The organism is Streptomyces sp. NPDC006368 (assembly GCF_040612535.1).
Lineage (GTDB): Bacteria > Actinomycetota > Actinomycetes > Streptomycetales > Streptomycetaceae > Streptomyces.
This window is the reverse complement of the sequence record NZ_JBEXQK010000012.1, coordinates 127,554-147,148: the sequence shown is the minus strand read 5'-3', so window position 1 is coordinate 147,148 and position 19,595 is coordinate 127,554. Positions and strand designations below refer to the sequence as shown.

Here is a 19,595-nt window from a genome sequence, read left to right as displayed (position 1 = left end):
AAAGGAACCTCAATCTCCATCACTGGAGACCGGGGTATCAACATATCTGGCGTTGATTTTTGGCACGCTGTTGAGTTCTCAAGGAACGGACGCTTTCTTTGTACTCACCCTCTCGGGCTTTCCTCCGGGCGCTTCCCTTCGGTATTTCGTGTTTCCAGCTTAGCAGATCCGTTTTCCGTTTCCGCCACCCGCTGGAGCGGGCTGCCGGGCAGTTCTCCGCTTTCGCGTTTCCCTTTCCGGCGATTCCGACTTTATCAGAACCATTTCCGCCGACCTAATCGGCTTCGTGATTCGAATCTGAATCGGAGTGACTCCCCCGGAAATCGCATTTCCGAGCGGAGCGAGATGAACCCTAGTGGTTGCGCTTGAACATGTCCAGTTCCAGGCAACCGTTTAAATCTACCTCCCCACGCGTCCTGTGTCAACAGTCCGGTGGGCGAAGAGGAGACTAGCAGGTCGTGGACGCCGGATGCACATCAGGCCGCGGTGGGGAGCTCGGCGCTGCGTTCGGACGTGTCCAGGTCTCCCATGTCGCCCGCCCTGGCCGCGCGGCCGCCGAGGACGTACACGTACGTCAGAAAGGCCAGCTCGGCGGCGATGCCGATGGCGATGCGGGCCCAGGTCGGGAGACCGGAGGGCGTGACGAAGCCCTCGATCACGCCGGACACGAAGAGGACCAGGGCCAGGCCGAGGGCCATGCCGATCGCCGCGCGGCCCTGTTGCGCCAGCGCCGTACGCCGGGACCGGGGGCCGGGATCGATGACGGTCCAGCCGAGGCGCAGGCCCGTGCCGGCCGCGACGAAGACCGCCGTGAGTTCGAGCAGGCCGTGCGGGAGAACCAGGCCCAGGAAGGTGTCGAGGCGGCCGGCCGAGGACATCAGGCCGATGCCGACGCCGAGGTTCAGCATGTTGAGGAAGAGGATCCAGAGCACCGGGACGCAGAGGAACGCCCCCAGGACCAGGCACATGGCCGCGGCTTGGGCGTTGTTCGTCCAGACCTGGGCGGCGAAGGAAGCGGCCGGGTGGCTGGAGTAGTACGTCTCGTACTCACCGCCGGGGCGCGTCATCTCGCGCAGTTCGTCGGGGGCGGCGATGGCCGACTGGACTTCGGGATGGGTACCGATCCACCAGCCGATGAGCGCGGCGAGAAGGGTGGACAGGACCGCTGTCGGGATCCACCAGTGCCGGGAGCGGTAGACCGCTGCGGGGAAGCCCGCGACGAGGAAGCGGACGACGTCGCGCCAGGAGGCGCGGCGGGTGCCGGTGACGGTGGCGCGGGCGCGGGCCACGAGCTGGGTGAGCCGGGCCGTGAGCTGCGGGTCGGGGGCGCTGGACTGGATCAGGGAGAGGTGGGTGGCGGTGCGCTGGTAGAGAGCGACGAGTTCATCGACCTCGGCGCCGGTGAGGTGGTTGCCGCGGCGCAGGAGGTGGTCCAGGCGGTCCCACTCGGCGCGGTGGGCGGTCACGTAGACGTCGAGGTCCATGATCGGCTGCTGCTCCAGGCACTGGGTGCGTACGGGTCGTACTACTGCGGCGCGCTGATGGTCAGCTTGGCAGACTGGGGTTCGAAGGGGTCGGGGAAGGTCGGAGAAGGGTGGGTGGGCGCCGTGAGTGGGGTTGTGACGGGCGATGCCGTTGTACTCGGGCTGCAGCCCGCCCGGCTGCCGAGCAGGGCGCTCGCTCTGCTGATCGATCTGGTCGTGGTGTGGGCGGCCTATCTGCTCATATCCATAGGGCTGGCGGTCGCGACCGCGTCGCTGGACGAGGCGGCTGTCATGGCGGTGTCGATCGCGACGTTCCTGCTGGTGCTGGTGGGGGCGCCGATCGCGGTGGAAACGCTGACGCATGGGCGTTCGCTGGGGAAGCTGGCCTGCGGGCTTCGGGTGGTGCGGGACGACGGGGGGCCGATCCGGTTCCGGCACGCGTTGGTGCGCGGAGCCATGGGGGTGGTGGAGATCCTGATGTCGTTCGGGGTCATCGCGTGCATCGCCTCGCTCGTGTCAGCGCGGGGGCGACGGATCGGGGATGTCTTCGCCGGGACGCTGGTGGTGCGGGAGCGGGTGTCCGCGGCGCGGACGATGGCCGTGCCTCCGCCGCCGCCCTGGCTGGTGGGGCGGTTCTCCCAGCTCGATCTGTCGGCGGTGCCGGACGACCTGTGGCTGGCGATACGGCAGTACCTGACGCGGATGCGGCAGCTCGACCCGCGGGTGGGGCGTGAGCTGGCGGAGCGGCTCGCGGACGATCTGGTGGCGAGGACGGGGACGCCGCCGCCTCCGGGGGTGCCGGCGGCCGAGTATCTGGCAGGGGTGGTGAACGAGCGGCAGGCGCGGGAGGCGCGGCGGGCGTTCGCACCAGGGACAGCGGATGCCGTACCGGTTGCCGGTGGTGCCGGGGGTGTTCATGGTGCCGGGGTGGCCGCGGGGGTTCCCGGGGCTGGTGTGGCCCCGGGGAGCGGTCACGGTGGCGCGGGGAGTGCCGGGGGCGGTGTGGGCGCTGATGCGGGGGCCCGGCCGGGTGAGGCGCACGTGGCGGGTGGTGGGCGGGAGGGCCGGGCGACGGGGTTCGCGCCGCCGGCGTAGGGCGTCAGACGAAGACCGACGGCGGGGTTTCGAGGTCTTCGAGCTCGATGCCGGGAGCCGCGAGGACCACGTCACCGGCGATGTGGACCGTGTGCTGTTCGCCCGTGTCGAGGGCGCTGACCTGGTATTCGTCCACGGTCAGGGGGCCGTTGTCAGTGGTGTGCGCTTCACTCTTCACCAGGGCCCACGACTGGTCGACGGTGAGGGGGGCGAGGACCGGGTCCGTGAACGCCACGAGGCGAACGCGGGTCGCGGGGGAAGCGGGGGTGAGGCGCAGAAGTCGTGAGATGGCGATGAGGAACGCCGGTGAGGTGCCGGTGAAGGCATGGGCGCGCACATTGCCTTCGGTGGCGTACGTGCCGGTGGGGTCGGTGCGGACCCAGGTGACGCCTTCGAGGGCGGCGCCGCGTACCTGCCAGCTCGCGGCGTGCAGTTCGAGGCGGATGGGGCGGCCGAGGTCGTCGATGGCGAGGTCGACGGAGCCGGCGTGGTCGCCGGAGGGGGTGGTGCGCTGGGAGACGTAGCGCCAGCCGGAAGGGCCGGGGGCGCAGTGGAAGTGTTCGTCGCCGAGGGGGGTGCGATCGTGCGGATCATGGAGCGAATAACGGCCGCGGGGCATGGGTCCTCGGGTCCTCGGGGTCGGCTGTAGAGACGGGGTACGGGGCAGGCCCCCGACACGGGGGTGCGGGGGCCTGCCTGGTGCCTGTTCTCTGTGCTGCTGCTCGCTGCCCGCCTGTCGCTTCCGGCGTGCGTCGGTGCACGGACGCCGTCGGCGGCGATGGGCGGGTCAGTAGCGGTAGTGGTCCGGCTTGAACGGGCCGTCGACCTCGACACCGATGTACGCGGCCTGCTCGGGGCGGAGCTTGGTGAGCTTCACGCCGAGCGCGTCGAGGTGGAGGCGGGCGACCTTCTCGTCGAGGTGCTTGGGCAGCACGTAGACGTCGGTCGGGTACTCCTCGGGCTTCGTGAACAGCTCGATCTGGGCCAGGGTCTGGTCCGCGAAGCTGTTGGACATCACGAAGGACGGGTGGCCGGTGGCGTTGCCCAGGTTCAGCAGGCGGCCCTCGGACAGCACGATGATCTTCTTGCCGTCGGGGAAGGTCCAGGTGTGGACCTGGGGCTTGACCTCGTCCTTGACGATGCCGGGGATCTTCGCCAGGCCGGCCATGTCGATCTCGTTGTCGAAGTGGCCGATGTTTCCGACGATCGCCTGGTGCTTCATCTTGGCCATGTCCGAGGCCATGATGATGTCCTTGTTGCCGGTGGTGGTGATGAAGATGTCCGCCTGGCCGACGACCTCGTCGAGGGTCGTGACCTGGTAGCCGTCCATCGCCGCCTGCAGGGCGCAGATCGGGTCGATCTCGGTGATGATCACACGGGCGCCCTGGCCGCGCAGGGACTCCGCGCAGCCCTTGCCGACGTCGCCGTAGCCGCAGACGACCGCGACCTTGCCGCCGATGAGGACGTCGGTGGCGCGGTTGATGCCGTCGATGAGCGAGTGGCGGCAGCCGTACTTGTTGTCGAACTTCGACTTGGTGACCGCGTCGTTGACGTTGATCGCCGGGAAGAGCAGGGTGCCGTCGCGGTGCATCTCGTAGAGACGGTGGACGCCGGTCGTGGTCTCCTCCGTGACGCCACGGATCTCGGAGGCGAGCCGGGTCCACTTCTGCGGGTTCTCGGTGAGGGTGCGGTTCAGCAGGCGGAGGATGTGGCTGTACTCCTCGCTGTCCGCGGTCGACGGGTCCGGGGCCTCGCCGGCCTTCTCGAACTCGACGCCCTTGTGGACGAGGAGGGTGGCGTCACCGCCGTCGTCCAGGATCATGTTCGGGCCGCCGGTCGGGGCGTCCGGCCAGGTCAGCGCCTGCTCGGTGCACCACCAGTACTCCTCCAGCGTCTCGCCCTTCCAGGCGAAGACCGGGACGCCCTGCGGGTTGTCCGGGGTGCCCTCCGGGCCGACCGCGATGGCGGCGGCTGCGTGGTCCTGGGTGGAGAAGATGTTGCAGGAGGCCCAGCGCACCTGCGCGCCCAGGGCGACCAGGGTCTCGATGAGTACGGCGGTCTGCACGGTCATGTGCAGGGAGCCGGTGATGCGGGCGCCGGCGAGCGGCTGGGCCTCGGCGTACTCCTTGCGGATCGCCATCAGGCCGGGCATCTCGTGCTCGGCGAGGGTGATCTCCTTGCGGCCGAACTCGGCCAGGGAGAGATCGGCGACCTTGAAGTCCTGTCGGTTGGCGACAGTCGTCATTTCGAGCTGCTCCTCGTGTTGGGTCGAGGGTGGGTACGGCTGGCTCCGCGAGTGGCGGACACAAGGATGCCCGGGCACTCGCAGTGCAGTCGTCGGAGGCCCTCTCTCCCTCGGCCGGTCCGTCGTGGACCGCCCGACCGCCATCAGCAGCGACGTCTGGCTCTGTCACGAATCTACACCGATCGGTCCTGCGTCCCACAAGTCCGCCCGGGGGGCGGATCCGGCCGTATCCGGCGGGAGCCGGCCGGGGTCCGGGGCGTGGGGCGCGGGGGACGGACGCCCTCTGGCGTGGGATGTCGTGGACGGTTGTCGCTCGACGCCGGGGGATGTCGCCGGGAGATCCGGAGCATGCGCGCGGGGCGGGTTCGCGCGTCCGGCGTGAGGAGAACCACGTACGGACCGCTCCGCGGGCGGGCGGCGGCCGTTGGCGCGGCCTGCGGGAGGGAGGGATCGAGAAGGCCCCCGGCGCGGGGCGGCGGGGGCCTTGACGGTGAGGGGTCAGTGGGTGGGGTCCGAGCCGCCCGGGGTCTTGGTGGGGCTGTTGGAGGCCGCCGCGGTGGCCTCGTTGTAGATGTCCGGCTCCAGGTAGATCACGCGGGCGATCGGCACGGCGGTGCGGATGCGCTCCTCGGCGGCGTCGATGGCGGCCGCGACCTCGGTGGCCGTGTCGTCGTGCTGGACGGCGATCTTCGCCGCGACCAGCAGCTCCTCGGGGCCGAGGTGGAGCGTACGCATGTGGATGATGCCGGTGACGGTGTCGTTGTCGACGAGCGCCTGCTCGATCTTCTTGACCTCGTCGATGCCGGCGGCCTCGCCGAGCAGCAGCGACTTGGTCTCGGCGGCCAGGATGATCGCGATGGCGATGAGCAGGACGCCGATGCAGAGGGTGCCGATGCCGTCCCAGACGCCGTTGCCCGTGGCCAGCGCCAGGCTGACGCCGACGAGCGCCAGGATCAGGCCGATGAGCGCGCCGAGGTCCTCCAGGAGGACGACCGGGAGCTCGGGGGCCTTGGCGCGCCGTACGAAGTCCTTCCAGGACAGGTTGCCGCGAACCTCGTTGGATTCCTTGATGGCCGTACGGAAGGAGAAGGACTCGGCGATGATCGCGAAGACGAGGACGCCGACCGGCCAGTACCAGGCCTCGATCCCGTGGGGGTGCTTGATCTTCTCGTAGCCCTCGTAGATGGCGAACATGCCACCGACGGAGAAGAGGACGATCGAGACGAGGAAGGCGTAGATGTAGCGCTCACGGCCGTAGCCGAAGGGGTGCTGGGGTGTGGCCTCGCGCTGGGCCTTCTTGCCGCCGACGAGCAGCAGGCCCTGGTTGCCGGAGTCGGCGAGCGAGTGGACGCTCTCCGCGAGCATCGAGGACGAACCACTGAAGAGGAACGCCACGAATTTGGCCACAGCGATCGCCAGATTGGCGACAAGCGCCGCCACGATCGCCTTGGTTCCGCCTGACGCGCTCATGCGTGCGGGTGTCCCTTCCTAGGTGCTGCCGGGGGGTGGTTCGTACGGCCGGACATTGTTGCAGCAGTGGAGACGGGCGGTGCGTCAGGCCACCACTGTGGCGCGGAAGACCGTGCCCGTACCGGACAGTTCTGCCTTTTCGCCCGCGGGAATGAAGACGGATTGCCCGGGCCCGAGGGGGATGTCGTTCGTGCGCGGGGTGCCCGCGGTCGCGAGGACGATCTGGGGGGTGTGGGCCGTGATGTCGACCGGTGCGGCGCCTTCGGGCCGTACGTAGCGGGAGAGTCGGAACTCGTCGATCGGCGTCTCGTAGACCTCTTCGCCGGAGGGGGATGCCTCGGGGCGCAGGATGCCGGGGTCGGTCGCCTCGAAGCGCACGACACGCAGGAGTTCCGGGACGTCGACGTGCTTGGGGGTCAGGCCGCAGCGCAGGACGTTGTCGGAGTTGGCCATGATCTCCACGCCGAGGCCTTCGAGGTACGCGTGCGGGACGCCGGCGCCGAGGTGGAGCGCCTCGCCGGGCTGGAGCCGGACGTGGTTGAGCAGCATGGCGGCGAGGACGCCCGGGTCGCCGGGGAAGTGGTGCGCGAGGACCGCGTACGGGGCGTGGGCGCCGCCGAGGCGCTCGCAGGCAGTCGCGGCTTCGGTGACGGTGGCCGCCATGTCGGCGCGGTCGGCGGACAGGACGGCCGTCAGGACCTCACGCAGCGCGGCGTCCTCCGGGTGGGCGTGGAGGAGGTCGACGTACGGCTTGAGGGAGTCGATGTCGAGCGCGGCGAGCAGCTCGGCGGTCCGGTCGGGCGCGCGGAAGCCGCAGAAGCCCTCGAAGGGGGTGAGGGCGCAGATGAGTTCGGGCTTGTGGTTGGCGTCCTTGTAATTGCGGTGCGGCGCGTCGATGGGGATGGAGGCGCGTTCTTCGGCGGCGTAACCCTCCTGCGCCTGGGCGAGGTTGGGGTGGACCTGGAGGGAGAGGGGCGCGCCGGCCGCGAGGAGCTTGAGGAGGAAGGGGAGACGGGGGCCGAACTTCGCGACGGCGGCCCGGCCGAGTTCCCTGCCCGGGTCGGCCTCGATGAGCGCGGAGAGGGGCTGTTCGGTGCCGGCACGGGTGACGCGGGAGGGCGCGCCCGGGTGGGCGCCCATCCACATCTCGGCCTGGGGCTCGCCGGTGGGGGCGGTGCCGAGCAGGTGCGGGATGGCCGTCGTGGAGCCCCAGGCGTAGGGGCGGACGGTGTTGGAGAGGCGGTCCATTTCGTTCGCTTTTCTGGTGGGTGGGGGGTGCGGGCCCCGGTGCTCCGGGGAGCGGCCGGGCCCGGGGTGGGTCAGGCGTCGGCGCCCGTTGCCAGAGCCAGGTAGACGGCCGCGAAGTCCGTCACCGCGAGCAGTTCGGCGAGGGCCTCCAGCTCGGTGCCCTCTTGCGGTTCGAGCTCGCTGATGGCCGTGTCGTGGCTGAGGGCGAGTTCGCGGGCGGCGGGGGCTGCGGTCAGGCCGCCCGCCGGGCGGTCGCGCAGGAGCACCACCCGCGCGCGCAGGGCCTGTGCCTCCTCGACGCGGTCGCGGAAGAAGTCGTCCGGGTCGGCGCCGCCCGCGAGGTCACCCGCGAGGAGGACGCCGTGCGCGGGGAGGGCCTCGGGGAGCTCGCCGGCGAGGGCCGGGCGGCCGGCCAGCTCGGCGAGTACGGCCGCGAACCGACGGCCGACCGGTGCGGCGGCCGTGCCCTCCGTCCAGACGAGCGGCATCGTGTCGGCGAGCTCGGAGGCGAGCGTCTTGGCGGGGTTGCTGTACGTCGCGACGGCCGGGCCGCACCGTTCCGCGATGTCGTCGAGGCGGTCGGCGACCTTCTGGAGGGTGTCGGCGGGGGCGGTGATGAGGCCGACGCGGTCGAGAAGCACGAGGAGCGGGGTGAACAGCGCCCACAGCGTGCCGGGGCTCGCCGCCTGGCCCTCCTCGTCGTACAGGTCGTGGGGCGCCGTGGCCATCGGGACGACGAGGCCGTGGCGGCCGTCGACGGCCTCGGAGAGCGGTGAGCGCTGCGGGGCGACGGCGACGACGGTGACGCCGCGGCGGTACGCCTGCTCGGCGAGGACCGCCAGGCCGGCTTCGGAGCCGTCGGTGGTGGCGATGAGGAGGAGGTCAACGGAGCCGCACCAGCCGGGGAGTGCCCAGCGCAGCGCGCCCGCGGCGGGCGCCACGCCCGTGGAGTGCAGGTGGACGACGGGCGCGGAGGCGCCGGCGAGGGAGCCCACCAGATCGGCGACGCCGGTGGAGGCGGTGCCGGGGCCCGCGACGAGGACGGCGCGGGGGCGGCCCTCGGGTTCCAGGTCGGTGACGCCGGCTTCGGCGGCGTGGCGGGCGGCGGTGCGCACGCGCGCCCCGGCTTCGGCGGCCCCGCGGAGGAGGCCGCGGCGGTCGGCTCGGGCCAGGGCTTCCGGGTCGTCGAGCAGCGACTCGTCGAGCATGGGGTGGGGCCTCCGATCGCCGTGCGGGTGGGTGGTGCTGGGCGGGCGGCGTGGGACGGTGCCGGTCGGACCGTGCCGGTCGGGCGGTGGCCGGGGGCCGTGGCTGTGGGGCCGTGGCTCTCGTGCCGGGCCGTGGACGGGCCGTGAGGCGGGGCCGTGGGACGCTGCCCGGGTCCCCGTCAGGCGGGGCGGCGGGCCTCGTCGACGAGCAGGACCGGGATGCCGTCCCGTACGGGGTACGCCAGGCCGCAGTCCTTGCCGGTGCAGATCAGCTCGGGCGTCTCGGCTGTCGTGTCGTCGCTGAGCGGGGCACGGCAGGCGGGGCAGGCGAGGATCTCGAGGAGGCCGGCTTCGAGCGGCATGGGGGTGATCCCTTCGAGCGTGGTGATCGCGGGCGGTTGTGATGGTGCCGATGGCTGGTGGTGCCGATAACGCCACGTCAGCCTACCTCCGGAGAGGCGGGCGACGTGGGGCCGACCGGGCGGCGTGCGGTGCCGCCTACCCCGCCTCCCCACGAGTACCCCCGCCCCGTCCCGCGACCGGGGTACTCCCCCGACACCGGGTACCGGTTGGGGGTACCGGTTCCGGGTGCCGGTTGGGGGTGCCATGACGTGACCGTACATGCCCCCGGCCCGCCGCACGCCCGTAAGCCGGCCCTGGGCCGAAAACCCGGAGCCGCGGACCCGACGTGGGCACCGGAGCCACGGAGCCCACGGGCCACGGAGCCCAGGGGCACCGGACCCCACGGGCGAGGCCCGGTGCCCCGAGCCGTCATGGATGGATCACCTGGAGAGATCACCCGGAGAGGTCAGGAGGAGCGGACCAGGGCGAGGACCTCGTCGCGGAGCTTGGCCATGGTCGGTTCGTCGCGGGCCTCGACGTTCAGGCGGAGCAGCGGTTCCGTGTTCGAGGGGCGGAGGTTGAACCACCAGTCGGCTGACGCGACCGTGAGGCCGTCGAGGTCGTCGACGGTGACGTCGTCCCGCGACCCGAACGCCTCGCGCACCGCCCGCGTACGCCCGGCCTGGTCCGCGACGGTGGAGTTGATCTCGCCGGAGCCGGTGTAGCGGTCGTACGAGGCGACCAGCTCCGACAGCGGCGACTCCTGGCCCCCCAGGGCGGCCAGGACGTGGAGCGCGGCCAGCATGCCGGTGTCCGCGTTCCAGAAGTCGCGGAAGTAGTAGTGCGCGGAGTGCTCGCCGCCGAAGATGGCGCCGGTGCGGGCCATCTGCTCCTTGATGAAGGAGTGGCCGACGCGTGTGCGCACCGGCGTGCCGCCGTTCTCGCGGACGACCTCGGGGACGGACCAGGAGGTGATCAGGTTGTGGATGACCGTGCCGCCCGGGTGCTTGGCGAGCTCGCGCGCCGCCACCAGGGCCGTGATCGCCGAGGGGGACACCGGCTCGCCGCGCTCGTCGACGACGAAGCAGCGGTCGGCGTCGCCGTCGAAGGCCAGGCCGAGGTCGGCGCCCTCCTCGCGTACGCGCCGCTGCAGGTCCACCAGGTTCGCCGGGTCGAGCGGGTTGGCCTCGTGGTTGGGGAACGTGCCGTCCAGCTCGAAGTACATCGGTACGAGGGTGAGGGGCAGCCCCTCGAAGACGGTGGGGACCGTGTGGCCGCCCATGCCGTTGCCCGCGTCCACCACGACCTTCAGCGGGCGGATCGCGGCCAGGTCCACCAGGGACTTCAGGTGCGTCGCGTAGTCCACCAGCGTGTCCCGCTCGGTGATCCGGCCGGTCCGGTCGGCGGGGGCGAGGGGTTCGCCGTCCAGCCGGTTCTCCACCATCTCGCGGATCTCCGTCAGGCCCGTGTCCTGGCCGACCGGCGCCGCACCGGCCCGGCACAGCTTGATGCCGTTGTACTGGGCGGGGTTGTGGGAGGCCGTGAACATCGCGCCCGGGAGGCCGAGCAGGCCCGACGCGAAGTACAGCTGGTCCGTGGAGCACAGGCCGATCAGCGTGACGTCCGCGCCCTGGGAGGTGGCGCCCCGGGCGAAGGCGGCCGACAGGCCGGGCGAGGAGGGGCGCATGTCGTGTCCGACGACGATCGCCGCGGCGTCCGTGACGCGTACGAACGCCGCGCCGAAGAGTTCGGCCAGCCCCTCGTCCCACTGATCCGGCACCACTCCGCGGACGTCGTACGCCTTCACGATCTGCGACAGATCAGCAGTCACTGCCCCAACCCTCCTGCATGCCTTCGGTGAGTAGACAAAGTACCTGGAGGGCGCGGGGGCGGAATCAGGAGCCGGGAGCCGGCGGGACCGGAAGTGACTCAGGAGTCAGGACTCAGGACTCAGGACTCAGGACTCAGGAGACCACGGGACCAGGCGTCAGGAGTCGGGGGAGCGCAGCACCCGCAGGTGGCCGCGGCGCCCGACCTCGACGGGGTCGCCGCTCCGGCCGCCGCCCTTGCCGCCGGCCTGTGCCGCCCGCTCCCGTTCCGGGGGGCGGGCCGCTTCCCGTACGGCGTTGGCGAGGGCTTCGAGGTCGTCACCGCTGGGGCGGGCCGGGGCGGAACCGTCCGAGAGCCGGACGACCTCCCAGCCGCGCGGCGCGGTCAGGCGCTCGCTGTGCTCGGCGCACAGGTCGTAGCAGTGGGGCTCGGCGTAGGTGGCGAGCGGGCCGAGGACCGCAGTCGAGTCGGCATAGACGTACGTCAGTGTCGCGACGGCAGGGCGGCCGCACGCGGTGCGCGAACAGCGACGTACAGGGCTCACGACGTTGGACGGTACCGCACTCTTGAGCGGGCCGCGACGACTCTCCACCAGGTCACTCGCCCGTGTCGCGGTGTGACGTCCGGCACAGCGCCTTCCTGAGCAACTCCCCTGACCTGCGCGGGAGGAGGGATTCCGGCCGTACGTGCCGTCACGGCACCCGACGCGAGCCGGAACGAATCCGGTCATTCCCGACCGCCCGCCTGGTCGACCAGGCCTGCCGAATCGAACCCAATCTTGGCTGGAATGTTCAATAAGCGACATGGGGGACCGGAGAGCTACCCTGCGTGAGTGATGGACAGTTCCGTACCGCCCCGCCGCCGCGACCGCCACGGCCGTGGCATGCGCGGGCCCGTGGCCCCGCCGCAGGTACCGCTCTCCGCCACCCGCGCGGACACGTTCCGCGATCTGGTGCAGGACTCGGTGGAACGGCTGGAGCGGCGCTGGCCGCAGCTCGCCGAGGTCGACTTCCACGTCCTGGAGGTACCGGCGTCCCCGGAGGAATCCGTACCCCTCGGCACGTCGCTGCCCGCGGGGCGCGACCGGCCCGCCCGGATCGTCATCTACCGGAGGCCGGTCGAACTGCGCGCCAAGAGCCGCGACGAGCGCGCCCTGCTCGTCCACGAGGTCGTGGTGGAGCAGGTCGCCGACCTCCTCGGGCTGGCTCCCGAGTCGGTCGACCCGCGGTACGGGCAGGACTAGACGCACGGGCACGGCACCGGGGGCGCGGCGCCCGTGCCGGGCCGTACCCGCTCGGGCTAGTCCTCCAGTACGGACAGGTCCTGCCGTGCCGTCGGGACCTCCACCGTCCCCCGGTCGTCCGCCAGCGTCTGCACCGTGAACATCGGGATGCCGTCGTCCGGCACCGCCAGCGTTCGCGCCGCGTGCACCGGGCCGCCCGAGACCGTCTCGACCGTCAGCGCGTACGAGCCCTTCAGCCCCGACGGCAGCGGCGGGGTCACCGCCTGCGTCGTGCCGCCCTTGACGGTGTACGTCTTGCTGGTCGGCGCGCCCGCCTCAGTGCCCGCCGACGCCGTGACCTTGACCTCGGCCGTCGCGCCGGGCGCGGTGAGGGACAGCGTCGTGCCCTTGTCCCGGTTGTCCGCGACGGTCGCGCGCTGCCCGACCGGCCCCGTCGCGGGGATGAACGCGATCTCCTGCTTGGCGCCCGTGCCGCGTACGACGCGCAGGGCGGCGACCACCGGGGTCGCCTTCCCGCGCCGCGCGGGCGACAGGATCAGCGACCCGGCCTCGCCGCGCGTGACGTCCTTGAGGTCGAGGGAGGCGGTCATGCCCGACTTGACGTGCAGCTCCCGCGCCGCGGCCGGGACGATCGTGCCGGTCTGGCTCGCCAGCTGGATTTTCACGTCGGCGTCGTCCTCGCCCGGCGCGTACGCCACCAGACGCACCGACGTGGCGTCCGCCGGGATGCCGGGCAGCACCTGCGTGCCGGCCGGGTCGGCGGAGGCCGGAAGCCAGTCACTGCCGAACCCGTCGTCCGCCGCGCGGAGCACCGCGCCGACCCGCCCGCTGCGGGTGGTGACGTGGACGGTGACGTCGGCGGCGGCGGCGTCGCTCGTCAGGGTGGACAGCAGCACCGGGACGCTGGACCGGGCCGGGACCGGGACGCCCTCGGTGAGCTGGGACTTCAGGGCGCCGTTCGGCCCGTACAGCTCGACGTCCGCGACGACGGCCGAGTCGTCCGGGTTCGTCAGGTGGACGTAGTCCTGGCGCCCCTTGGCGGTGGAGGCGCCCGGGAACCAGAAGTCGGTGTCCGGCGCCGTGCAGCCCACGCCGAGCAGGCCGCGCGCGCCGCCCGCCACCACCATGGTCGTCTGCTGGGTGGTCCAGCCGGGGGCGAGGCGGCCGGAGGCGGTGCCGATCAGGGCGGGCGCGTCGCCGCCGTTCGCCTCGGCGGAGACCGGCTTGCCGGGCTGGGACAGGGTGACCACGGCCTTGTCGGCGGCCTTCACGGGCGCCTTGTCCGTGTCGGCCTGATCCGCGTCCGTCCCATCCGAGCCGGCCGGCTTCTCGGCGGGGCCGGGCTCCTTCTTCGGGTCGGCCGTCGTGTCGTCGTTCGCCGTCGCGACGGACGGCTTCAGCTCCGCCTGACCGGCCTCACCGCCGGTGCCGGCCGGCGTGAACGACGTGTACACGGTCTCCGCCACCTCGGAGGTGCTCGGCGCGGGGCACAGCAGGCTGGAGCGCTCCACCGGCAGCCGCGTGGCGGTCTTCGCCGCCGGGGCCGCCGCGCCGGTCCCGTCCGGCTCGGTCAGCACGGCGAAGCCGGTCACGGCGGCGAGGGCGGTGGCGACCGCCAAGAGGGAGAGGGTCGTCCGGTTCACTGGTTGCTGCTCCCGTCGGGACGCTGCTGGGTCTCGTAGCCGTACGGGTCGTACTGCTCCTGCGGGTACTGCTGCTGCGGGTACTGCTCCGGCGAGTACTGCTCGTACTGCTGCCCCTGCGGCTGCTGCGGCTGCGGCTGCTGCCCCTGCGGGTACTGGTCGTACTGGTCGTACTGCTGCGGGTACTGCTCGGGCGGGTACTGCTGGTGCTGGCCGTACGGGTCGTACTGGCCGTACTGCTGCTGGTACGGATCCGTCGGGTACTGCTGCTGCTCATACGGTTGTTCGTAGGGCTGCTGCTGGGCGTGGGCGTACGGGTCGGCGTCCGGTACGGGGGCGGGCGCCGGGTCCGGTGCCGCGGCCTCGGCCGCCGCGCCTTCCACGCCCTCCTCGGCCTCGGCCGCCTCCGCCTCCGCTGCCGCTGCCGCCCGCAGCCTGCGCGCCCGTCGCCCGTCGCCGGTGATGTCCTGCGCGGGGATCGCGACGGCCTCCTCCGGCAGGTCGTCGTCGACGTCCCGGCGCCGCCCCGGCAGGGCCAGCACCAGGAGCACCACGGCGAGGAAGCACTGCGCCCAGACCCACGCGGTGTGGGCGAGGGAGTCCTCGTACGTCAGGTCCAGGCGCCCGCCCTCGGCGGGAAGCTCGAAGCCCTGCGCCCAGCCGTCGACGGTCGTCGTCTTCAGGGGCTTGCCGTTCAGGGTGGCCTGCCAGCCGGCGTCCGCGCGGTCCGCGATCCGCAGCACGCGGCCGGAGCCGCCCGACGGGATCGTCGTGTGCGCCTCGACCGGCCCGGCGGCGACCGGGAGCCGCTCGCCCTTGCCGTCGCCGCCCGGCACGATCGTGGCCCGCGCGACCTGCCGGTCGACCCGCCACAGCGCGCTGCCGTCCAGCTGGCTGAGCCGGCTGAGCCCGGGCGTGGCGTCCAGGACACGGCTCATCCGGCGCGGCGCCCCGTCCCGGACCAGGACGTACCGGATGGCGAAGCCGCTCAGCTGGTCGGACTGGTCGGCGCCGGAGCCGGCGACGAGGTGGGCGACGACCTTGTCGAGGCGCGCGTCACCGCCGCCCGCCGCCGTGAGCTCGGCGTCACCGAGACGGCCGCCCGAGCCCCGCACCAGGGTGTACGACACCTCGGCCGGTGACGTACCGCCGAGGACCAGGGTGCGCGGCTGGTCGCGTGTGTCGCTCTCCTCGGCGACGAACGCCGGGACCTGCACCGGGTCGCGCCGCTCCAGAGGCCCGGCCGCGCCGCCGATCACCCACCCGGCGGCGGAGACGAGCGGCCCGACGGCGGCGGCGAGCGCGATGAGTACGGCGACGGGCTGGCGCCAGCCGAAGTTCCGCGCGGCGACGCGGGTACGGCCGCCCTCCGCGCCGAGCATGCCGGCCGCGAGCAGCGCGATGCCGTACACGAGGGTGGCCGGGCCGGCCCACGCGGAGCCGTTGGAGACGACCGCCCCGATCAGGCCGATGAGCGCCACCACCCAGGCGGTACGGACCGCGAACTGCCGCTCGCCGCGCAGCAGGGCCGCCAGCGCCGCCAGGACCAGGCCGATCAGGACGAGCCCGCCGACGGTCTTCGGCCCGCCCGGGCTGGCGCCCAGCAGGTCGAGCGCGGTCGCCGTCCCCGTACCGAGGTCGACGCCGGCCTCGTCGAAGAAGGCGGCCGGGTCGGTCAGCAGCGACAGCGACCAGGGCGCGAGGATCAGCAGCGGCGTGGACACGGCGGCGAGGAAGCGCAGCCCGTACGCGACGATGTCGTCGCGCCGCAGCCCGAGGGCCACGATCCCGAGGACGACGGCGAGCGGCCACACGACCGGCGTGAACGCCGTCGCGAACGTGAGCAGGAAGGCGTACGCCCAGGTGGCGCGCCAGCTGCCGCGCGCCGCGACGGCTCCCCCGCCCTGCAGCCCGTGGGCGGCGACCCCGGCACGGGCGATCAGTGGCAGCAGGATCGCGAGGACGGCCGTGCCGAGCCGGCCGGTCGCCAGGGCGCCGGTCGCGGCGGGCAGGAACGCGTAGGCGACGGCGCCCCAGGCGCGCAGCAGCCGGGACTCGACCAGCGGCCGTGAGGCGAAGTACGCGGTGACTCCGGCCAGCGGCACGGAGCAGACCAGCAGCACGGCGAGCGCGAGTCCGGTGGAGCCGAGGAACAGCGCGGACAGGGCGGCGAGGAGCGCGAGGTACGGGGGCGCGCTCTGGGTGCCGCCGGTGCCGAGAGGGTGCCAGGCGTCGGCGTACCGGCTCCACAGCTCCCCGGCTCCGTCGGGGGCGGGGAGCAGCGCGCCGCCCGCCAGGGAGCCACCGCCGAACAGGCCGCGGCAGGCCACCACGGACGCGATCAGCAGCAGCGCGAAGAGGACCGGGCCCGGTTTGCGGGCGATCTTCTTCAGCCGGGCGAACTGCTCGATCTCCAGGTAGTCGGCGTCGTCCCCGCCCGGTCCGGACTCGACGGCGCCGTGGCGTGAACCGCCCGAATCGGCGTCCGATCCGGCGAAGTTGGAGGCGACCTGTTCGATGGTGGCGCGGACGGTCGCGCCGGGTGGCGGGAACAGCGGGCGCAGCTCGGCCGGTTCGACGGTCCGCCGGCTGCGCCTGCGCCGGGCGGCGATGATCCGCTCAGGCCGCAGCAACGTCCCGAACAGGCCCATGACTTCGTCCACGGCCTGGCCGGGCGCCTTGCCGACGAGGTAGGCGAGGGTGCGCAGGAGGGTACCGACGACCAGGCGGAGCAGGACGTACGGGAACGCGATGCCGCGCGCGTTGCCGAGCAGCGTGTAGACGGCGCCCGCCTTGTCGACGCGGTGGGGGCTGGCCACGGAGCGGCCGACGCAGTCGACGGTGCGCCGCTCCCGCGCCGACGCCTCGGCGTGGCGCAGGACGGCGTCCGGGGCGACGAGGACGCGGTGGCCGGCGGCGTGGGCGCGCCAGCACAGGTCGACGTCGTCGCGCATCAGGGGCAGGCGCCGGTCGAAGCCGCCGAGCTGTTCGAAGACGTCGCGGCGGATGAGCATTCCGGCGCTGGAGACGGAGAGCACGGAGCGGACCTGGTCGTGCTGGCCCTGGTCCTGCTCGCGCCGGTCGAGGCCGGTCCAGCGGCGACCGCTGTTGGCGATCGAGACGCCCACTTCGAGCAGCTGCTTGCGGTCGTACCAGCCGCGCAGCTTGGGGCCGACGATCGCGGCGTGCTCGTCGCCGTCCGCGACGCGCAGCAGTTCGGCGAGGGCGTCGGCGTCGGGCGCGGAGTCGTCGTGGAGCAGCCAGAGCCACTGGACGGGCTCGCCGTGCGGGAGCTCCGGCAGGTCGTAGGCGTCATCGCGCCAGGTCCTGCTGACCGGGTCCCAGCCGCTGGGCCGCTTCAGGTACGGCAGGTCCTCGGGGCCGAGGACGGGCGCCGTGCGGGCGGCCTCCTGGACGGCGGTGCCGAAGCCGGTACGGCGGGCGAGGTGCAGTACCCGCTCGTCGCCGATCACCTCGGTGACCAGCCGCGCGGAGTCGTCGGAGCTGCCGGTGTCGGCGGCGATGACGTTCTGTACGGGACGCTCCTGGCCGAGCAGCCCGGTGAGCACGTCCGGCAGCCAGCGCGCGCCGTCGTGGGAGACGAGCACGGCCGTGACGACGTGTCGCGGGAACTCAGGCTGGTGCGTGGGGGAAGCGGGGGAAAACGCGGCTGTGGTGGCGGACATCGAGGTACGGGCCCTCCGGCCGGGGGTCGCCCGCGGGGGGCGTGGGAGCGTCTCGGACGGAGCCCCACACTAATGGCTGGCACGACGGCGGTCCGCCGCCTGTGGACAGAGCACGGACGGCGGACGGTTCCTTACGTACGTGTGTGTGCCGTTTGCCGTTCGGCCGGGCGGGTGGGGGTGCGGGCGCGCGGGCAGGCCGGCGGCTGGAGGCGTCCCAGGGATGACCCGGTCGCCCGGATTCCGGGTGTCACGGGGGGCGGGGAGTGCGCGGGGACCGGGCCGTCCAGGCCGGCCCGGACGGCGCCGTGTCCACAGCTCGCCACGGAACCGGGTCATGGGGACGGGGTGGTCACGGGCCGGGTCAGGCACGAGCCGGTTGCGCGCGGCCCGCAAATGGTCACGGGCCCGGGTCGCGTACGAGCCGGGTGCGCGCGGGCTGTTGCGCGGGTGTGCGGAGCCTCCGCGGGTGCTTCCGGAGGGCTGCGGGTCCTGGAGGTCTTCAGGAACCTGGAGACCCGCGGCGTTCGGGGGCTTCAGGAACCAGGAGACCCTCAGGGTCCGGGGGCAGCCGGCGATCCGGCGGCGCCCCTCGCTGCGGGCGGTGCTCAGACCGCGGCCTTCTTCAGGCGGCGGCGCTCGCGCTCGGACAGACCGCCCCAGATACCGAATCTCTCGTCGTTGGCGAGCGCGTATTCGAGACACTCCGAACGCACTTCGCACGCGAGGCAGACCTTCTTGGCTTCGCGCGTGGAACCGCCCTTCTCGGGGAAGAAGGACTCGGGATCGGTCTGGGCGCACAACGCGCGCTCCTGCCAGCCGAGTTCCTCGTCCGCGTCCTCGACCAGCAGTTCCTGGAACAACTCGGTCATGTGCGCCCCTCGTCTGTCATCGCGTCCCCGTGCATGTCGCCTTTCCCATTTCGGGCGAACGACACGAGTGAAATTACAAGTGCGGTGCTCCGAGCCAGTCAAGCCGAGATCTGCTATTGAGCCCGGTATTCACTCTGCGGAACCAAAGCCATGCGGAAAGTGTTCAAATAAGTAAAATTGAGACACATGCCGCCGCCGCACCCGCACCCTCCCTTTCGGCACGCCTGGGCACCTCCGCAAGGGAGGACGTCCGCGGCCCCGATCCTGTTGCGGTCGAGGCGATGAAGCGACTTGGATCACAGTCAGGTCACGAGGCCGCGAGGACGTTTGCGCGGGCGGTTGCTGCGCCATGTGTCCGCACTCTCCTCAGCACAAACCTTTCTCCTGACGGAGTAACCGGATGAGGTGAAACATTGGAGCCAAATCGGGCATTGGGTTGACAGCGGGATATGGGGGCGGTCACCTTGGAGTCATGCCAGCGACCACAGCGCCCTCCGCGACCCACGTCCGTGGGTTCCGCAGCGCTGTCCAGGCTCGCTGTCGCTGTTCCAGCTGTTGATGCCGTAGGGCTCCAGCCTTCCCCGCAGCGCTCTCCCCTCGCGTTTTCGCGTTTCCCGCGCTCCTGTTCGCGCACCGCTTCAGCTCCGCTCCCTTCTGTCGAGGAACCACCCCGCACCATGAACAGCGACAGCGACCTCCAGATCGCCGGCGACATCCTCGCCGTCCAGCACCTCCTCCAGCCCGCGAAGGCCCACCCGACGACCGTGGCCGAATTCGCCGGGCTCGCCCGCTCCCTCGCCGCCGACCGCGCGCAGTGGGCGCCGCTCGTCCGGTACGACGCCACCACCCGCTGGTACCACCGGCTGCGCACCGGTCCCGGTTACGAGGTGTGGCTGCTGTCCTGGGTGCCCGGCCAGGGCACCGGTCTCCACGACCACGGCGCCTCGTCCGGCGTACTCACCGTCCTTCAGGGCGAGCTGACGGAGCGTACGGAAAGGGACGTACGGAGGCTGGCGCAGGGCGCGCAGCGCGTCTTCGCGCCCGGATACGCGCACGACGTCGTCAACGACTCGCTCGAACCGGCCGTCAGCCTGCACGTGTACCACCCGGGCCTGACCGACATGCCGATGCACACCCGTACCTGCTCCGCCCCGGACGCCCGGGATGTCGTAGCCGTCTGACAGGCCGTACCGTCGCCCCGCCCACCACCCCGCGAAGGACTCGCCTTGGGC

General features: G+C 72.3%; 15 protein-coding genes. 3 read left to right on the top strand and 12 right to left on the bottom strand.

Annotated features, from left to right (window positions below):
- Positions 1-476: 476 nt before the first annotated feature.
- Positions 477-1,484 (bottom strand): stage II sporulation protein M, encoded by a 1,008-nt coding sequence (locus tag ABZZ38_RS12790; protein WP_356738690.1) that lies wholly within the window; start codon positions 1,482-1,484, stop codon positions 477-479.
- A 123-nt stretch (positions 1,485-1,607) separates the two neighbouring features.
- Here ABZZ38_RS12790 and ABZZ38_RS12785 point away from each other — a divergent pair, with 123 nt between their 5' ends.
- Positions 1,608-2,579, top strand: coding sequence for an RDD family protein (locus tag ABZZ38_RS12785; protein WP_356738688.1), 972 nt, complete (start codon positions 1,608-1,610; stop codon positions 2,577-2,579).
- Between the two features lie 4 nt (positions 2,580-2,583).
- On the opposite strand, the gene ABZZ38_RS12780 is transcribed toward ABZZ38_RS12785, so the two are convergent.
- The 8 genes from ABZZ38_RS12780 to ABZZ38_RS12745 form a co-directional block, all read right to left on the bottom strand.
- Positions 2,584-3,198 carry a hypothetical protein gene (locus ABZZ38_RS12780; RefSeq protein ID WP_356738686.1) on the bottom strand — a complete coding sequence of 205 codons (615 nt, stop codon included), beginning with the start codon at positions 3,196-3,198 and terminating at the stop codon, positions 2,584-2,586.
- A gap of 168 nt (positions 3,199-3,366) precedes the next feature.
- Entirely contained in the window at positions 3,367-4,824 is a 1,458-nt protein-coding gene (ahcY, locus tag ABZZ38_RS12775) for an adenosylhomocysteinase (protein WP_356738684.1), read from the bottom strand.
- A gap of 498 nt (positions 4,825-5,322) precedes the next feature.
- Positions 5,323-6,294, bottom strand: coding sequence for a cation diffusion facilitator family transporter (locus tag ABZZ38_RS12770; protein WP_356738682.1), 972 nt, complete (start codon positions 6,292-6,294; stop codon positions 5,323-5,325).
- An 84-nt stretch (positions 6,295-6,378) separates the two neighbouring features.
- Positions 6,379-7,542: a mannose-6-phosphate isomerase, class I gene (gene manA / locus ABZZ38_RS12765; RefSeq protein ID WP_356738680.1), complete on the bottom strand. Its 1,164-nt coding sequence runs from the start codon at positions 7,540-7,542 to the stop codon at positions 6,379-6,381.
- Positions 7,543-7,613: 71 nt separating this feature from the next.
- Positions 7,614-8,750, bottom strand: coding sequence for an SIS domain-containing protein (locus ABZZ38_RS12760; protein ID WP_356738679.1), 1,137 nt, complete (start codon positions 8,748-8,750; stop codon positions 7,614-7,616).
- 179 nt (positions 8,751-8,929) lie between these two features.
- On the bottom strand, positions 8,930-9,112 hold the full coding sequence (locus tag ABZZ38_RS12755; RefSeq protein ID WP_356738677.1) for a Trm112 family protein: 183 nt from the start codon (positions 9,110-9,112) through the stop codon (positions 8,930-8,932).
- 446 nt (positions 9,113-9,558) lie between these two features.
- On the bottom strand, positions 9,559-10,923 hold the full coding sequence (locus tag ABZZ38_RS12750; protein WP_356738675.1) for a phosphomannomutase/phosphoglucomutase: 1,365 nt from the start codon (positions 10,921-10,923) through the stop codon (positions 9,559-9,561).
- 156 nt (positions 10,924-11,079) lie between these two features.
- The gene (locus ABZZ38_RS12745; RefSeq protein ID WP_356738673.1) at positions 11,080-11,514 is read right to left on the bottom strand and encodes a DUF3499 domain-containing protein; all 435 of its coding nucleotides are present in this window, start codon (positions 11,512-11,514) and stop codon (positions 11,080-11,082) included.
- A gap of 243 nt (positions 11,515-11,757) precedes the next feature.
- Between ABZZ38_RS12745 and ABZZ38_RS12740 the strand changes: the two genes are divergently transcribed.
- Positions 11,758-12,165: a metallopeptidase family protein gene (locus tag ABZZ38_RS12740; protein WP_356738671.1), complete on the top strand. Its 408-nt coding sequence runs from the start codon at positions 11,758-11,760 to the stop codon at positions 12,163-12,165.
- 56 nt (positions 12,166-12,221) lie between these two features.
- Here ABZZ38_RS12740 and ABZZ38_RS12735 read toward each other — a convergent pair whose 3' ends face one another.
- The 3 genes from ABZZ38_RS12735 to ABZZ38_RS12725 form a co-directional block, all read right to left on the bottom strand.
- Positions 12,222-13,808, bottom strand: coding sequence for a DUF5719 family protein (locus tag ABZZ38_RS12735; RefSeq protein ID WP_356738669.1), 1,587 nt, complete (start codon positions 13,806-13,808; stop codon positions 12,222-12,224).
- Positions 13,805-17,494: a glycosyltransferase gene (locus tag ABZZ38_RS12730; protein ID WP_356738667.1), complete on the bottom strand. Its 3,690-nt coding sequence runs from the start codon at positions 17,492-17,494 to the stop codon at positions 13,805-13,807. The genes ABZZ38_RS12735 and ABZZ38_RS12730 overlap by 4 nt, the downstream gene beginning before the upstream one ends.
- Positions 17,495-18,099: 605 nt before the next feature.
- A complete protein-coding gene (locus tag ABZZ38_RS12725; protein WP_023588371.1) occupies positions 18,100-18,363 on the bottom strand; it encodes a WhiB family transcriptional regulator in 264 nt (87 codons plus the stop codon).
- 677 nt (positions 18,364-19,040) lie between these two features.
- Here ABZZ38_RS12725 and ABZZ38_RS12720 point away from each other — a divergent pair.
- Entirely contained in the window at positions 19,041-19,544 is a 504-nt protein-coding gene (locus tag ABZZ38_RS12720) for a cysteine dioxygenase family protein (RefSeq protein WP_356738665.1), read from the top strand.
- Positions 19,545-19,595: the final 51 nt, after the last annotated feature.

What these genes read in the sequence shown, in the direction of transcription:
- ABZZ38_RS12790 (WP_356738690.1), bottom strand. Translation starts at nt 1,484, where the DNA reads ATGGACCTCGACGTCTACGTGACCGCCCACCGCGCCGAGTGGGACCGC.
- ABZZ38_RS12780 (WP_356738686.1), bottom strand. Translation starts at nt 3,198, where the DNA reads ATGCCCCGCGGCCGTTATTCGCTCCATGATCCGCACGATCGCACCCCC.
- ahcY (WP_356738684.1), bottom strand. Translation starts at nt 4,824, where the DNA reads ATGACGACTGTCGCCAACCGACAGGACTTCAAGGTCGCCGATCTCTCC.
- ABZZ38_RS12770 (WP_356738682.1), bottom strand. Translation starts at nt 6,294, where the DNA reads ATGAGCGCGTCAGGCGGAACCAAGGCGATCGTGGCGGCGCTTGTCGCC.
- manA (WP_356738680.1), bottom strand. Translation starts at nt 7,542, where the DNA reads ATGGACCGCCTCTCCAACACCGTCCGCCCCTACGCCTGGGGCTCCACG.
- ABZZ38_RS12760 (WP_356738679.1), bottom strand. Translation starts at nt 8,750, where the DNA reads ATGCTCGACGAGTCGCTGCTCGACGACCCGGAAGCCCTGGCCCGAGCC.
- ABZZ38_RS12755 (WP_356738677.1), bottom strand. Translation starts at nt 9,112, where the DNA reads ATGCCGCTCGAAGCCGGCCTCCTCGAGATCCTCGCCTGCCCCGCCTGC.
- ABZZ38_RS12740 (WP_356738671.1), top strand. Translation starts at nt 11,758, where the DNA reads ATGGACAGTTCCGTACCGCCCCGCCGCCGCGACCGCCACGGCCGTGGC.
- ABZZ38_RS12730 (WP_356738667.1), bottom strand. Translation starts at nt 17,494, where the DNA reads ATGTCCGCCACCACAGCCGCGTTTTCCCCCGCTTCCCCCACGCACCAG.
- ABZZ38_RS12725 (WP_023588371.1), bottom strand. Translation starts at nt 18,363, where the DNA reads ATGACCGAGTTGTTCCAGGAACTGCTGGTCGAGGACGCGGACGAGGAA.
- ABZZ38_RS12720 (WP_356738665.1), top strand. Translation starts at nt 19,041, where the DNA reads ATGAACAGCGACAGCGACCTCCAGATCGCCGGCGACATCCTCGCCGTC.